The 16,030-nt window shown below is 39.2% G+C and carries 14 protein-coding genes; 10 read left to right on the top strand and 4 right to left on the bottom strand.

The features are described from left to right. Positions 1 to 45: 45 nt before the first annotated feature. The 3 genes from HCZ11_RS04010 to HCZ11_RS04000 all read right to left on the bottom strand — a co-directional run bounded on the left by HCZ11_RS04010 (position 46) and on the right by HCZ11_RS04000 (position 3,508). Positions 46 to 1,761, bottom strand: a complete 1,716-nt coding sequence (locus HCZ11_RS04010; protein WP_167657716.1) for an AMP-binding protein — start codon at positions 1,759 to 1,761, stop codon at positions 46 to 48. 222 nt (positions 1,762 to 1,983) lie between these two features. Continuing rightward, positions 1,984 to 2,430: a DUF3010 family protein gene (locus tag HCZ11_RS04005; RefSeq protein WP_130052294.1), complete on the bottom strand. Its 447-nt coding sequence runs from the start codon at positions 2,428 to 2,430 to the stop codon at positions 1,984 to 1,986. A gap of 64 nt (positions 2,431 to 2,494) precedes the next feature. Further along, on the bottom strand, positions 2,495 to 3,508 hold the full coding sequence (locus HCZ11_RS04000) for an endonuclease/exonuclease/phosphatase family protein (RefSeq protein ID WP_130051572.1): 1,014 nt from the start codon (positions 3,506 to 3,508) through the stop codon (positions 2,495 to 2,497). A 249-nt stretch (positions 3,509 to 3,757) separates the two neighbouring features. Between HCZ11_RS04000 and thrS the strand changes: the two genes are divergently transcribed. The 10 genes from thrS to HCZ11_RS03950 all read left to right on the top strand — a co-directional run bounded on the left by thrS (position 3,758) and on the right by HCZ11_RS03950 (position 14,226). Beyond that, positions 3,758 to 5,668, top strand: coding sequence for a threonine--tRNA ligase (gene thrS, locus HCZ11_RS03995; RefSeq protein WP_167657715.1), 1,911 nt, complete (start codon positions 3,758 to 3,760; stop codon positions 5,666 to 5,668). 57 nt (positions 5,669 to 5,725) lie between these two features. After that, on the top strand, positions 5,726 to 6,289 hold the full coding sequence (infC, locus tag HCZ11_RS03990) for a translation initiation factor IF-3 (RefSeq protein ID WP_130051570.1): 564 nt from the start codon (positions 5,726 to 5,728) through the stop codon (positions 6,287 to 6,289). 206 nt (positions 6,290 to 6,495) lie between these two features. Further along, positions 6,496 to 6,696, top strand: coding sequence for a 50S ribosomal protein L35 (rpmI, locus tag HCZ11_RS03985; RefSeq protein ID WP_054554888.1), 201 nt, complete (start codon positions 6,496 to 6,498; stop codon positions 6,694 to 6,696). 15 nt (positions 6,697 to 6,711) lie between these two features. After that, positions 6,712 to 7,071: a 50S ribosomal protein L20 gene (rplT, locus tag HCZ11_RS03980; RefSeq protein WP_036968189.1), complete on the top strand. Its 360-nt coding sequence runs from the start codon at positions 6,712 to 6,714 to the stop codon at positions 7,069 to 7,071. 359 nt (positions 7,072 to 7,430) lie between these two features. Further along, complete coding sequence (locus HCZ11_RS03975; RefSeq protein WP_167657714.1) at positions 7,431 to 9,227, top strand: M14 family metallopeptidase; 1,797 nt, start codon at positions 7,431 to 7,433, stop codon at positions 9,225 to 9,227. A gap of 1 nt (position 9,228) precedes the next feature. Continuing rightward, the gene (locus HCZ11_RS03970) at positions 9,229 to 9,870 is read left to right on the top strand and encodes an MBL fold metallo-hydrolase (protein ID WP_167657713.1); all 642 of its coding nucleotides are present in this window, start codon (positions 9,229 to 9,231) and stop codon (positions 9,868 to 9,870) included. Positions 9,871 to 10,016: 146 nt separating this feature from the next. Further along, on the top strand, positions 10,017 to 10,475 hold the full coding sequence (locus HCZ11_RS03965) for an Lrp/AsnC family transcriptional regulator (protein ID WP_036968198.1): 459 nt from the start codon (positions 10,017 to 10,019) through the stop codon (positions 10,473 to 10,475). A gap of 144 nt (positions 10,476 to 10,619) precedes the next feature. Beyond that, a complete protein-coding gene (locus HCZ11_RS03960) occupies positions 10,620 to 12,176 on the top strand; it encodes a SulP family inorganic anion transporter (protein WP_167657712.1) in 1,557 nt (518 codons plus the stop codon). 155 nt (positions 12,177 to 12,331) lie between these two features. Then, on the top strand, positions 12,332 to 13,405 hold the full coding sequence (locus HCZ11_RS03955; protein ID WP_130051566.1) for a sensor histidine kinase: 1,074 nt from the start codon (positions 12,332 to 12,334) through the stop codon (positions 13,403 to 13,405). Continuing rightward, positions 13,402 to 14,226 (top strand): LytTR family DNA-binding domain-containing protein, encoded by an 825-nt coding sequence (locus tag HCZ11_RS03950; protein ID WP_130051565.1) that lies wholly within the window; start codon positions 13,402 to 13,404, stop codon positions 14,224 to 14,226. Before HCZ11_RS03955 ends, HCZ11_RS03950 begins: the two co-directional genes overlap by 4 nt. Positions 14,227 to 14,289: 63 nt before the next feature. Here HCZ11_RS03950 and pyk read toward each other — a convergent pair whose 3' ends face one another. Next, complete coding sequence (gene pyk / locus HCZ11_RS03945; RefSeq protein ID WP_130051564.1) at positions 14,290 to 15,723, bottom strand: pyruvate kinase; 1,434 nt, start codon at positions 15,721 to 15,723, stop codon at positions 14,290 to 14,292. Positions 15,724 to 16,030: the final 307 nt, after the last annotated feature.

The following is a 16,030-nucleotide window of genomic DNA, read 5'->3' as shown; positions in this document are numbered from 1 at the left end:
TTGCTGAGCTTGGCTGAAATTAGGTTGTATTTTGCAAGCAAATGATTACGAAAAAGCTTTTTCGCTGAGGAGTTCTTGCATTTGTTCGCGCATTTTGAATTTTTGTAGTTTACCAGTCACTGTCATTGGGTATTCTTCAACAAAGCGAATGTATTTTGGTACTTTGAAATAGGCAAGTTTGTCTTTTAAAAATTCGCGAATGGCATTTTCATCTAGCACTGCATCATCTTTGGGTTGTATCCAAGCGCAGACTTCTTCACCATATTTTTCATCGCTAATACCAAAAATTGCTGCATCTTGAATGCCGGGGTAGGTATACAGAACCTCTTCAATTTCTCTTGGGTATATGTTTTCGCCACCGCGGATAATCATGTCTTTGATACGACCAACTATTGCAACAAATCCATCTTTATCCATTACACCTAGATCACCAGAATGTAACCAGCCTTCTTTATCGATAGTTGCGTTAGTTTTTTCTTCGTCGTTCCAATAACAACGCATAATGCCTGCGCCACGGCTACATACTTCACCGGGTATACCTACTTTTTGTACGTCGCCTAATTCGTCGATAATTTTAACTTCAGTATGTGCTAATGCACGGCCTACCGTGGTCACTTGTTTTTCTAGCGGTGAATCGGTTTCTGTAACATTATTGATAGGGCTACATTCAGTTTGACCATAGCCAATTACCACTTCTGTCATATGCATCAAAGTATGAACTTTACGCATTACTTGTTCAGGACACGTAGAACCGGCCATAACACCTGTACGTAGGCTAGATAAATCGTAGTTTGCGAATTCTTTGAGTTCTAACTCGGCAATAAACATGGTCGGTACACCATGTAAACCAGTGCAACGTTCTTTTTCAACCACTTCAAGGGTTGTTTTAGGATCAAATGAATCACCAGGGAAAACCGCGGTGGCACCTTTACTTATACATACTAAATTACCAAGCACCATACCAAAGCAATGATAAAGGGGCACAGGTATACATAGTTTATCCATATGAGTAAGTTTCATCGCTTGTGCCATTAAAAAACCATTATTCAAGATGTTTTTATGCGATAAAGTAGCTCCTTTTGGATTACCTGTGGTACCAGAAGTAAATTGAATATTGATATCTTGGTCACAATGCAAAGTGGCAGCAATTGCATCAAGCTCTAGCTTATGGGCATCTGTAGCGCGTTGCATAATATCGCTAAAACTAAACATCCCAAGTGCTGGCTCGTTACCAATTCGAATTATGTTTTTTAAATGTGGTAGAGCGCTTAAATTTAATTCACCAGGTTCTGAATTACTAAGCTCAGGCGCTAGTTCATTGAGCATGCTAATATAATTACTCGCTTTAAACTCACTTGCTGTGATAAGTGTTGAACATTCAACACTGTTCAGAGCGTATTTTAACTCGTTTGGTCGGTATGCAGGGTTAATGCATACCATTATTGCCCCAATCTTGGCTGTGGCAAATTGGGTTAAGCACCATTCAATATTATTAGGTGACCAAATGCCTACACGGTCACCAGGTTTAACACCGATAGCTAACAACCCCATGGCAAGCTGATTAATCTGATGTTGATATTGTTTATAAGTTAAACGGATCTGTTGATGATGAACCACTATAGCGGGGTGTTCTGGGTAATTGTCGACAATATCATCAAGGTACTGCCCGATTGTTTTATCTATCAAAGGACTGTCTGTGCAACCTTTATAATAACTATGAGAAAGTGGAAGCGCATTACTTTGTGTGTTCTTTGTCTGCATTGTTATCTCCGTGTCCGGTTAATTTGTTGTCGTGGACTTGATGCAAAAGAATTGAAAAACATTGTGGGTGATTTTCAAAACATGCGTACCTAATTAACTAAACATAGATTGTCGACAAATAAAAGCTATATAAGACTAATGTACAGAGGGATTTTGAGATTACAGAAAAGTAAATGGAATCGTGGGTATAAAAAACGTGCCGAAGCACGTTTTATTGTTAGGTTATTGTTCGTCTTGCTTATATGTCTTACGCATTAGGTATACATAGGCACTGATAAAGGCATTTTCCTGGAACTTCTTAAGGCCTGTATCTTCGAAATCGATAGGTAAGGGGTTACGTTTTAGCTGCTCTTTAATTGTCGTTGCAGAAAAAATCTGTACATCCAATTCGTCAATCAGCTGAATAGCTGTTTCCATTTTAAAGCCTTTCGCGCTTCCGGCGAACTTACCTTTTGGCTGACGCTCTTTAATCGCAACAGAGTCAATTTGATAATCTTGCATTAGCTTTCTAAAATCAAACTGAAACTTACGCATAACCTCAGTATCATTACCATTTGCTAAAGTAAAGCGTGTTTGTCTGATGTCACGGATATCAAATACATCATTGTCTTTGGTTAAAATACAAAGTAGTACGTCACTACCTGTGATTTCTACACCGCATGTTCTCATGGTCATTCTCTAAATAACTTAATTTGCGCAATTATAGCAAGTAACGTTATGAAAAACAGTTGCTTTAAAAATGAATTTTTATAGCAATAATACTGTGGTCACTGACACTGATATCTTCGATTAATTGTGTCGGTGAAATATGTTTGTCATAACTTTCATAGTCGAGCGTTTTAACCTTAGAAACTTGGCAATCAGGGTTAAAATGCGCTGAGGCGAGAATGTAATCAAGCACATTACCTTTCCCTTGGTAATAATGGCTGAAGGGTTTTGATTTATTCTCATTAAAACAGCGGCTAAACTCAAAGCTGTCTGTTAAACCAACAACGGGTTCGTTATGTTCTATGCAGGGTTCACAACGAGTTGGGTGAAAACCTTGAGTCATGAATGACAATGTCGGACTGGTAAGTACATCATTAAAATCACCCATAACTAATGTTGCACACTGTTTTTCTCGCTGGGTTTTAAGGGCGTCATAATAAACAATCGATGCTTCTAGTGATCGTGAAATTTGTGATTGCATGGTGCCGACTGTCTGGTGTAGCAAATGCAAAAGTGGATCTTCAAGGTTATGTATATTAAGTATGTGCGCCATTGACTGCACTCGTTGTGATTTAAAATGAACCACATAAAAGCAAACTTCACCAAATTCAGGAAGGTCAATTAAACACTTAATAGGTGTGCGATTAAATTTGAACTCGTTTTGATTATTTAAATACTCAAGTAATTCGGGGCAAGGTGCTAGTGCCTCAACTGATTTAAATGGGTATTTACTTGCAATTGCAACCACAGGGTTGAACAATACTTGCGGGTACAACGCATCATGAGATGGGTTATCGACTGTTTTAAAGTAGTCATAGCCAGCTTCTTTACATTGAACTTCTAAGGCATGTTGACTAAACACTTCTTGAAATGCCACCACATCCGGGCTTGATTCACTCAAAAAATTAGCAACAAACAATTGTTTTTGTTGCCACTGAGTTTTGTTATACCGCTCATGCAATTGATAAAACGAGTAGGGGGGCGCGGTATAATTTAATAAGTTAAACGTTGCAAACTTGAAAGAACGCGAGTTTGACATCTTGATTACCTTAAAAGTATTAACTCATTAAGTATGAAATGAGTTAACTAATTGTCAATTTAGTCTTCTAATTACTTGTATTTGAGTACGTGAGCGGCGACAATGGTCGCTTGTATTTGCGAAGACTCAGTAAATACGAGCTTAATTAGCAATGCTTATTCGTAAAAGCGTTGCAGAGTTACTTAAAATTAATTTTAAAATATTACATGTGATGCATTGTAGGCATCACCACTGTATTAAGGATGTATAATGCCAGTTATTACCCTCCCTGACGGCAGTCAGCGTAGTTTTGAAAACCCAGTAAGCACATATGACGTAGCAAGCGATATCGGTCCCGGACTTGCCAAAGCAACCATTGCCGGTCGAGTTAATGGTAGCCGTGTTGATGCATGTGACTTAATCACCGACGATGCGCGATTAGAAATTATCACAGCAAAAGATGATGATGGTTTAGAGATCATCCGTCACTCGTGTGCGCACCTTATTGGTCATGCGGTTAAGCAGCTTTTCCCTGAAGCAAAAATGGCAATCGGTCCGACCATCGATAATGGTTTTTATTACGATATCGATATGGAACATTCTTTAAGCCAAGATGATTTAGATGCTATCGAAAAGCGTATGCTTGAGCTTGCAAAAACAAACTACGACGTTGTTAAAAAGACCGTAAGCTGGCAAGAAGCACGCGATACTTTTGAAGCGCGTGGTGAAACATATAAGATGGAAATCTTAGACGAGAACATTGCAAAAGATGACCGTCCGGGTTTATACCATCACGAAGAATACATCGACATGTGTCGTGGTCCACACGTACCAAATATGAAATTCTGCCAACACTTTAAAATTATGAAAGTGGCAGGTGCCTATTGGCGTGGTGATTCAGAAAACAAAATGCTGCAACGTATCTACGGCACAGCATGGGCAGATAAAAAGCAACTTAAAGCATATTTAAAACGCTTAGAAGAAGCTGAAAAGCGTGACCACCGTCGTATTGGTAAAGCACTTGATTTATGGCACTGGCAAGAAGAAGCTCCAGGTATGGTGTTTTGGCACAATGATGGCTGGAGTATTTACCGTGAACTAGAAGACTTCGTTCGTGAAAAGCTACGTGAGTACGATTACGAAGAAGTAAAAGGCCCGTTAATGATGGACCGTGGTTTATGGGAAAAATCAGGTCATTGGGACAAATACGCAGATGCGATGTTCACAACTGAATCTGAAAAGCGTGAGTATGCAATCAAACCTATGAACTGCCCAGGTCACGTACAAATCTTTAATCAAGGTTTAAAATCATACCGTGATTTACCATTACGTATGGCTGAGTTTGGTTGTTGTCACCGTAACGAACCATCAGGAGCACTTCATGGCTTAATGCGTGTGCGAGGATTTACACAAGATGATGCGCATATCTTCTGTACAGAAGAGCAAATCATGGATGAAGTTTCTGCATGTATTAAAATGGTTTATGACACATACGAAACGTTTGGCTTTGAGAAGATTGTTGTAAAACTTTCTACTCGTCCAGAAAAGCGTATCGGTGAAGACGAAATGTGGGATAAAGCAGAGCTTGCGCTTGCTGAAGCACTTAAAGCAAACGACATTGAGTTTGATTACCTACCAGGTGAAGGTGCATTCTACGGTCCTAAGATTGAATTTACACTTTATGACTGTTTAGATCGTGCTTGGCAATGTGGTACAGTGCAGCTAGACTTTGCATTACCGGGTCGTTTAGGTGCAACTTATGTTTCAGAAAACAATGAACGTCGTACACCTGTAATGATCCACCGTGCTATTTTAGGTTCAATTGAGCGTTTCATCGGTATTTTAACTGAAGAATATGCTGGATTGTTCCCAACATGGCTTGCTCCTAAGCAAGTAGTGATCATGAATATCACGGATAAACAAGCTGATTATGTGCAAGAAATTGTACAAAAATTAAATAAACTTGGAATTAGAGCCGCTGCTGACTTGAGAAATGAGAAGATTGGCTTTAAAATCCGTGAACATACGTTAAAGCGTATTCCTTACTTACTTGTTGTTGGCGATAAAGAAGTTGAACAGCAAGAGGTGGCAGTACGTACTCGCACAGGTGAAGACCTAGGCAAATTTAGTGTTGATGATTTTATCGCAAAAGTAAGCGAAGAAATTAAAAATCGACAATAAATCATGAGCGTGTAGGGCATAACAAACAGCCAACTACACGCTTTTTATTTTATATTCTTGGAGGATCGTACCATTAGAGGCGGCAAGAAAGGGCAACAAACAGCTCAAAAAAATCGTATCAACGAAGATATTACAGCTAAAGAAGTTCGTTTAATTGGCATTGACGGTGAACAAGCTGGCATCGTGTCATTAAAAGAAGCACAAGCTATGGCTGATGATGCGGGTGTAGATCTTGTAGAAATCAGTCCTAATGCTGAGCCACCTGTTTGTAAGGTTATGGACTACGGTAAGTTCATCTTTGAAAAAAGCAAAGAACTAAAAGAACAAAAGAAAAAGCAAAAGCAGATCCAGGTTAAAGAAATCAAATTCCGTCCGGGCACGGATGAAGGTGATTACCAGGTTAAGCTTCGCAACTTACGCAAGTTCTTAGAAGCGGGTGACAAAGCTAAAATTACTATCCGTTTCCGTGGTCGTGAAATGGCTCACCAAGAAATTGGTATTGAATTATTAAACCGTGTTAAAGCTGATTTGGAAGATGTTGCACAAGTAGAGTCTTTCCCAAATCGTGTTGAAGGTCGCCAGATGGTTATGATGATGGCGCCTGTTGCTAAAAAGCAATAAACGCGGTATATTACGCACCGATTTTATTTCAGGTCTGCAAGTAACAGTTTTCTGTTCACCTGAAATAACCGGTTTAAGTAAGGTTGCACTGCTTTTGTAGTGAACCTTCACCGGACTATGGCAGTAAGTTAGGCCTTTAAAGAAGAGCTATTTTATATCTCTCGCCTGCTTGCTAATGTTTAAGCAATACATTTGGAGTTATTGCAATGGCTTATAAGCTAAAAACTCACAGAGGCGCTGCTAAGCGTTTCAAGAAAACTGCTTCTGGCGGTTTCAAGCGTAAACAAGCGCATCTTCGTCACATTCTGACTAAGAAAACTTCTAAGCGTAAATTACACTTACGTCCTAAGATGATGGTTCATAAGAATGACCATGGTCTAGTTTCACGTATGTTACCATTCGCTTAATAGGAGTCTTCAGAAATGGCAAGAGTTAAACGCGGTGTTATCGCACGTGCACGTCACAAAAAAGTTTTAAAGCAAGCTAAAGGTTACTACGGAGCACGTTCACGTGTTTACCGCGTAGCTTTCCAGGCAGTTACTAAAGCGGGTCAATACGCTTACCGTGACCGTCGTGCTAAGAAACGTACTTTCCGTCAACTTTGGATTGCACGTATCAATGCAGCTGCTCGTCAAAACGGTCTTTCATACAGCCGTTTTATCAATGGTCTTAAAAAGACTTCTGTAGAAATCGATCGTAAGATTCTTGCAGATATCGCTGTTTATGACCAAGTTGCATTCGCAGCGCTTGTTGCAAAAGCAAAAGAAGGCCTAGCGGCTTAATTTCGCTTTTCATAAAGTTTAAAAAGGAGCCTAGTGCTCCTTTTTTTGATCTTATTCCAATCCGCTTAATTAAGTAGTCTATTTTGAGGCAATAAAACCTCGTTGATAACAAGGCGAAAATTTCTTTATTTAGTTGTTCTAAATGAGAAATTTTTAACGCAGTTAGCGACAGGTTTAATCCCTCAAAATGATTAAGTATTATTGCGGGTTGGTATTAAATAATATTCATAAGTAACATCGATTCTGCATAGCGTATGTCGTTTGCTCCATTTTTTTGTTGAATCACCGCAGTTTACGCAATCCCTTCAGATTAGTTGTTATAATTTCCACAAAGAATAAGTACCGCACTTGAGAGTGATATGTTTGCGAGTTTAGTGTTTTTATCTGCTGTAGTAACTTTAGACAGCCACTTACCCCCATTGTTACCATGGCAAGGTGACAGTGTGTCTTTGATGCAAGAAAAAGGGCCATTGACCACAGATTTTGAATTAAGTGAAGGCACTTTATCACCAAATTATGCTGACACTATGGCATTTGTTGATCGCCTTGTTGCGGCAAATCCAACACAGTTCAAAGTCACGACTATTGCAAAGAGTAGCTCTGACCGTGCGGTCAAGATGTTAGTGGCGAATGAGCAAGGCTTATTTGATGCGAAACAACTCGTAGCAGATACAAAACCAACCATTTTGATTCAAGCAGGTATTCACAGCGGTGAAATTGATGGCAAAGATGCCATGTTTATGCTTTTACGCGATATTGCGACAGGTAAACGCCGCGATATTTTGAGCAAAGTAAATATTCTGTTTATCCCTATTTTAAACGTTGACGGTCATGAACGTAGAAGCAAATATAACCGTATAAATCAGCGTGGTCCTATAGAAATGGGTTTTCGGACAAATGCTCTAAATTTAAACTTGAATCGAGATTACACAAAGCTTGATACGCCAGAAGTACGTGGCGTGATGAAAGCAATTAATCAATTTAAACCCGATTTATATGTGGATATCCATGTAACCGACGGCGCTGATTATCAATATGATGTGACCTACGGTTACAACCCCGTTTTTTCCAGTGAGTCACCAAGCGTTTCTGAAGCGTTAGATAACCTTTTTAAACCAGTAATAGACGCAAAGCTTGAAAAAGCAGGCCATATTCCAGGTCCGCTAGTTTTCGTTATGGATAAGCGTGAGTTTAAAAAAGGCTTAGCTGGTTGGGTCGCTACTCCGCGTTTTTCAAATGGCTGGGGGGATTTACGTTCACTGCCAACCATCTTAGTTGAAAATCATTCATTAAAACCCTACAAGCAACGTGTTTTAGGTACCTATGTTTTTATTGACGGTACGATTGATGCTTTAGCTGCAAACGATAAAGCGCTTAATGAAGCTGTTAAAAAAGAGCTTGATTTTAAGCCAACGCAATTAGTCGTTGAGCGTGGTTATGCGAAAGAGCCAGATACTATCGAATTTAAAGGTATCGCTTATTCAAGAACAGAAAGTGCATTGTCAGGGCAGCCTGAAGTTAAATATTTAGGTGAAGCTAAAAACTATGACGCATTACCAATTTTTTGGCAAAAAGACGTTAAAAAGACCGTTAATGTTCCTACAGCGTTTTATATTCCGGCTGCATACAGTCAATTGGTTGCAAAGCTTAAACTTCATGGTATCGACGTAACGACATTGAATGAAGCTATTTCTGAACCATTAACGCAAGCAAGCGTTGCTGATTATTCATTTGCAAAAACGCCTTTTGAAGGACGTTTTCGCGTAGAGGCAACATTTGATTACAATACAGTTGAAAATATCGATATAACAGGCTGGTATAAAGTCTCAACGGATCAGTCCTATTCTGAACTGGCAACGCACTTGTTACATCCTGAAGCGCCTGATTCATATTTTGCGTGGGGTGAGTTCAATACTATTTTTCAGCGTACCGAGTATGTGGAAAATTACGCTTTAATGCCGTATGCACGACAAATGTTAAAAGATAAGCCAGCACTAGCTTTAGAGTTTGACAAAAAAATTCGTGAAGATAAAAACTTTGCAAAAGATGCAGATGCTCGTTTGCATTGGCTTTATGAGCGTACACCATTTTATGATCAAGGCTATTTAAAATATCCAATTTTAATGACGTTTGAGCAGTTACAAAAAGGACAATAACATGAAAATCATAACTGTTCCTGTCACTGGTTTTGCCCAAAACTGTCGAATTATTATTTGTAAGCAGACAAATAAAGCAGCTTTAGTTGACCCAGGTGGTGATGCAGAAAAGCTACAAGCTGAACTTGCAGCTTTAAATTGTCAATTAGAGGCAATTTATTTAACACATGGTCATTTAGACCATGTGGGTGCTGCAAAGCAACTCGCAGAGCACTTCAGTGTTGATATCATTGGCCCACATTTAGATGATAAATTTTGGTTTGATGCCTTACCCATGCAAGCACAAATGTTTGGTTTTACGGCGATTTCGCCATTTTATCCAACGAAGTGGCTAAATCATGGTGATACAATCACAGTGGGTGAACTTGAATTATCAGTACGCCATTGCCCAGGGCATACGCCTGGTCATGTTGTTTTTTATCACCAAGGTTCAGAACAAGTGATAGTAGGTGATGTAATTTTCCAAGGCTCTGTTGGTCGTACTGATTTTCCGAAAGGGGATAGTGCGCAATTAATCGAATCAATTAATTCTGAGATCTTATCATTCTCAGATGAGGTTGCTATTTTGCCAGGCCACGGTCCGAATACCACCGTAGGGCATGAGCGAAAAACAAATCCATTTATTAGTGGACGTTTTGGTTAATGCCAACTCGTAATATTTGCTAAATACTTTATTAAATGGATTGGTATAAAATTGCAATTTTTTTGCATAAATAGTAGAAAATAGGCAGACTGATTTTTAAATCAGTTATATAATTTAACCAGTATTTTTACAGAAAAAGAAATAAAATGTCTCTGAACCAAGTAGATCGCCAAATTTTGGCATTATTACAGCAGGATGCTAGCTTATCTACGGCAGAAATTGCCGATAAAGTTGGTTTATCTCAATCTCCATGTTGGCGTCGTATTGCTAAGCTTGAGCAAGATGGCTATATCAAAGGTAAAGTTGCTTTGCTTGACGAGAAAAAGCTTGGCTTTGATATGTTGGTTTACGCCCATGTTCGTTTATCTAACCACGGTAGAACAAATCTAGCTGAATTTGAGCGTTTAATTATGAGCTATGATGAAGTAACTGAGTGCTACAGCATGGCCGGCACTATGGACTTTATGCTTCGAATTATTTCTAAAGGCATAGAGGGTTACGAGCAGTTCGTACGTGATAACTTATTAAACCTTGAATTTGTACAAGAGGTTCACTCGAACGTAACAATGACTTGTGTTAAGCGTAGTACGTCTCTACCTCTTTAGTCTTTTTCTACTACGTTTTATTTTTTCGAAAACGGTTAGTGCTTTTAGGCACTAGCCGTTTTGTTGTTAATAATTGTTAACTTTTGCAGATTTTGCTAGAATTCTGCGCCTTGCCGAAATGCATTCACTATAAAGAGGATCTTAATGTTTAACTTACTCAGCAAAGCGCCAAGCTCTGCTAAAAACGATATTCTATCAGGCCTGACAGTTGCGTTGGCGTTAGTACCAGAAGCGGTTGCGTTTGCTTTTGTTGCTAATGTAGAACCATTAGTTGGTTTATATGCCGCATTTATTGTTGGCTTAATTACGGCTATTTTTGGTGGTCGTCCAGGTATGATTTCTGGTGCTACCGGTGCACTAGCCGTTGTAATGGTAAGTTTAGTATTAGATCATGGCGTAGAGTATTTATTTGCAACCGTCTTATTGATGGGAATACTGCAAGTGCTCGCGGGTATTTTTAAGCTTGGAAAGTTTATTCGAATGGTCCCGCATCCAGTAATGCTGGGCTTTGTAAACGGTCTTGCTATTGTGATTTTCTTAGCCCAACTAGGTCAATTTAAAGTACCCGATGGTATGGGTGGTCAACAGTGGATGGAAGGGCAAGCACTATATATTATGCTTGGTTTAGTAGCGTTAACTATGGCTATCATTCACTTCTTGCCTAAGTTAACCACTGCAGTTCCTTCATCGTTAGCTGCGATTGTAACCGTGACCGCGATTGTGATTGGCTTTGATTTAGAAGCACGTACAGTTCTTGATTTCTTAAAAGGGATGACTGGCAACGAGCAAGCTACTATTGCCGGAGGTTTACCTGAGTTCCATATTCCTATGGTGCCATTTAACCTTGAAACATTAAAAATTATCTTCCCTTATGCGTTAGTTTTAGCGGCAATTGGTTTAATTGAGTCATTATTAACATTAACTTTGATTGATGAAATTACTGAAACTCGTGGCCACAGTAATAAAGAGTGTATTGGTCAAGGTGCAGCAAATATTACCTGTGGTTTCTTCGGAGCAATGGGTGGCTGTGCGATGATTGGTCAATCTATGATCAATATTAATTCGGGTGGTCGCTCACGTTTATCTGGCATTAGTGCAGCATTAATACTGCTAGCATTCATCATTTTTGCAGCCAGTTTAATTGAAATGATCCCACTTGCTGCGCTTGTTGGTGTTATGTTTATGGTTGTTTTAGGTACTTTCGAGTGGGCAAGCTTCAAAATGATGAAGCGTGTGCCTAAGTCTGATGCCTTTGTGATTGTACTTGTATCAGGTGTAACCGTAGTAACAGACCTTGCAATTGCAGTATGTGTGGGTGTCATTGTATCGGCTTTAGTATTTGCCTGGCAGCATGCGAAACACATTTACACGAGTAACTACATCGATGAACAAGGCTCTAAAGTGTATGAGCTTCATGGTCCATTATTCTTTGGCTCGGTTAAGAACTTTGCTGAGTTATTTGATGTTAAAAATGACCCTGATGATGTGATCATTGAATTCAAACACAGCCGTGTAGCTGATCACAGTGCAATTGAAGCAATTGATAGTCTTGCTGATAAATACGCTAAAGCAGGCAAACAATTACACTTGCGTCACTTAAGCCCAGACTGTATTCAGTTATTACATAAAGCACGTGACTTAGTTGAAGTTAATGTAATTGAAGATCCAAACTATAAAGTTGCTTCAGATAAATTAGCTTAAAAATAAAGCGTTTAAAAAGCGAAGGCTCACAAGGTCTTCGCTTTTTTAATGTCTGAATAATGCGGTAAGGCTATAAAAAATTAAGATAGGCGGCAGTGCTTTGTTCTCGTGACTATCGGTATAATAAAAATAATTATGAAAGGTAATCTTATATTTTGAATTGGCAATCATTAGTTGATAATCGACAACGCTTTTTCTGGGTTTTGCAAATTGCAGGCTGGATAGGGTATGCGTTAGTTAATTATATCGGCTCAAAAGTCTTTGAAATGCGTGATATTTACGTATTTGTTATTGTGTTAAACGCCTATGCAGGCTGTTTAATGACAGTACCTTTGCGTTATATGTACCGTAAAGTGTGGAATGCTTCACCTTGGGTATTGATGCTCGTGGTTTTTGGTGCTTCATATGTTACTGGGACACTTTGGGCTGTAGTACAAAAATTCAATTTATGGGAAATCTACCGTCACGGTTACCGCCCAAATGAGTGGTTTTATTACTTTCAGCAAGGTTTAGATTCGGTTTATATCATTCTTTGTTGGAGTGGTTTGTATTTTGGGATTAAGTATTATCAGCTATTGCAAAGTGAGCGTCAAAAAGCTTTAAAAGCAACCACTATGGCTCATGAAGCACAGCTTAAAATGCTGCGTTATCAACTTAACCCACATTTTTTATTTAATACCTTAAATGCAATCTCCACGTTGATTTTGGTAAAAGAGAATAAAGATGCGAATTTAATGGTGTCTAAATTGAGTGATTTCTTGCGTTATACACTTAATACCGACCCCATTAAAAAGGTGCCGTTAGAACAAGAAATTCATGCATTGATGCTGTACCTTGAAATCGAAAAAGTTCGCTTCGATGAGCGCTTGCAAGTAAATGTTGATGTAAGCGAGCAAGCAAAAGAAGCCTTGGTACCAAGCTTAATCCTTCAGCCTATAATCGAAAACTCGATTAAGTATGCGATAGCGCAATTAAATGAAGGCGGTGTGATTGATATTAAAGCACAAGTTTTTGCAAATGAACTATTATTGGAAGTAGGCGATAATGGTCCTGGCACTGAGCTAAAAAATGGTCAACTAGTTAATTCACATGGCGTTGGCATAGCAAATACACAGGACCGCTTAAAAACACTTTATGAGAACAACTACTCGTTTGTTCTCTCTGACAATACGCCAAGTGGGTTAAAAGTTAATCTGCGCGTTCCGTTTGAAAAGGCTGTTAAGAAATGAGCAAAATTAGAACTTTGATCGTTGATGATGAACCGTTAGCAAGAAAAGGCCTAGCTGTTCGACTTTCTGAGTTTGACGATTTAGAAGTCATTCGTTTATGTAGCAATGGTCAGGAAGCAATTGAAGAATGCTTATCAGGCAACATTCAATTGGTTTTCTTAGATATTCAAATGCCAAATATGAACGGTTTTGAAGTTGCAAGAGCACTTAGCGAGAGCGTAAATCCATTACCAGCTATTGTGTTTGTAACAGCTTTTGACCAGTTTGCAGTAAAAGCATTCGAGATTCATGCGTTGGATTATATTCTTAAACCAGTCGATGACAACAGACTAAAACAGGCGGTAGAAAAAGTGCATACCTATTTAAAAACGCAACAAGATAACGCCCATAAGAAAAAACTAGCGAGCTTTGTTGCAGGTATTACAGGCAATAATTGCGAAGAAATTCTAAAGAAGTTAGCAACGGGCGATAGCCTTGCTGATCGTCGTTATCCAGAATCATTAGCTGTAAAAGAGCAGGGCGAAATTGTCCGTGTGCCAGTAATTACAATTCAATGGGTTGATGCAGCAGGCGATTATATGTGCTTACATTGCCAAGATGGACAAACTCACATACTGCGCAAAACAATGAAAGAGCTTGAACAAGAGCTTGATCCGCAATTATTTGTCCGTGTTCATCGCAGTGCAATAGTGAATACAAAGCAAATTAGCAAGCTTGTTACTCAAGTAAGTGGAGAATACCTTTTAGTGTTAGATAACGGTCAAGAATTAAAAGTAAGCCGCAGCTACCGCGACAAAGTTAAAGCAGCACTTGCTAGTTAACTAATTAAATACAAACAAAAAAGGCGCAATCTATTGCGCCTTTTTTAATGAACATTAAAAAGTTTAAACTGTTACAATCTTCATTGTGTTGGTAGCACCAATTGTTTCCATCGCATCACCGTGAGTTAAAATCACAGTATCACCTGCTACAAGAGCACCTTGCTCAACAAGCGTATTTAGTGCGTCACGAACCATACTGTCATCTTCACATTTTGTTGAATCGAAGAATACAGGGTAAACACCACGGTAAAGCGCTGTCTGACCAAGTGTGTTAGCATGACGTGATAGTGAATAAATTGGTAAACCAGAGCTAATACGCGACATTAGTTTAGCTGTGCTACCTGATTCAGTTAGTGTCACAATCGCTTTTACAGAATCTAGGTGGTTAGCTGCATACATAGCAGATAACGCAATTGATTCAGCATTTGATGAAAAACGGCTGTCTAAACGGTGCTTAGAAACGTGAGTTTCTTTTTGTGATTCTGCGCCTAAACAAACACGAGCCATTGTAGCTACTGTTTCTTCAGGGTAGTCACCAGCCGCTGTTTCTGCAGATAACATAACTGCATCAGTGCCATCTAAAACTGCGTTTGCAACATCCATAACCTCAGCACGTGTTGGCATTGGGTTATCGATCATTGATTCCATCATTTGAGTTGCTGTAACCACAGTACGGTTTAGTGAACGCGCACGGCTAATAATTAGCTTTTGTTTACCAACAAGGGCTGCATCACCAATTTCTACACCTAAATCACCACGAGCAACCATAACTGCGTCTGAAGCAAGTACGATATCGTCGATTGCTTCAACGGTTTCAACCGCTTCTGCACGCTCGATTTTTGCAAGTAGTTGTGCGTTTGAGCCTGCAGCTTCTGCCAAAGATCGAACATAACGCATATCATCGCCACTACGCGGAAATGAAACAGCAATATAATCAACACCAATTTCAGTCGCTGTGATTAAATCTTCTTTGTCTTTCTCGGTAAAAGCTGGGGCTGTTAAACCACCACCTAGACGGTTGATACCTTTATTGTTTGAAAGTACGCCACCTACAGTAACAGTCGTGTGAACTAGGTCACCATCAACGCTATCAACAGTTAATTGAATTAAACCGTCGTTTAATAACAATAAATCGCCTGTTTTAACATCGTTAGGTAACTCTTTATAGTCGATACCTACTGCATTAACGTCGCCTTGGCCCTTTTCCATTTTTGCATCAAGGGTAAATTTTGCGCCAACTTCTAGGTTTACTTTGCCGTCTTTAAACGTAGATACACGAATCTTAGGGCCTTGTAAGTCAGCAAGGATAGCAACGTGTTTGCCTAAACGCTTAGCAATGCTGCGTACCGCTTCTGCGCGGTCTTTATGATCTTGTGCAACGCCATGTGAGAAGTTCAAACGAACCACATTTGCACCTGCACGAATAATTTTTTCTAGGTTGTTATCGCGATCAGTTGCCGGTCCAAGGGTCGCAACAATTTTTGTGCGTCTTAGCATCAAATTCTCCTGTGCGCTCAAATATATTAAGCGAATTGATGGTTATCTATTAAAATGTCGTGCTATAAACCTTAATTATAGGCTTATACATAAGCACAATGTAGAACTCATAAGTAAAAAATGATTGTTTTTACTTATGAGAATCTGGCTCTTTGTATGAATTTTAAAGTTTACAAAGTATGAATGACGTTATTATGACACCGGTGTCAGGTAGCGTCAATACACATACCTTTTTAAAGGGTATTATAAAAATCTGGTCCGATGCCTTAGTAATTTTGATATACTGAGCGAAACGTCGCTTCATGAT

It is taken from the genome of Pseudoalteromonas sp. HF66 (assembly GCF_011806445.1).
In the GTDB taxonomy this organism is placed as follows: domain Bacteria; phylum Pseudomonadota; class Gammaproteobacteria; order Enterobacterales; family Alteromonadaceae; genus Pseudoalteromonas; species Pseudoalteromonas apostichopi.
This window is presented reverse-complemented; position numbering and strand designations above follow the sequence as displayed.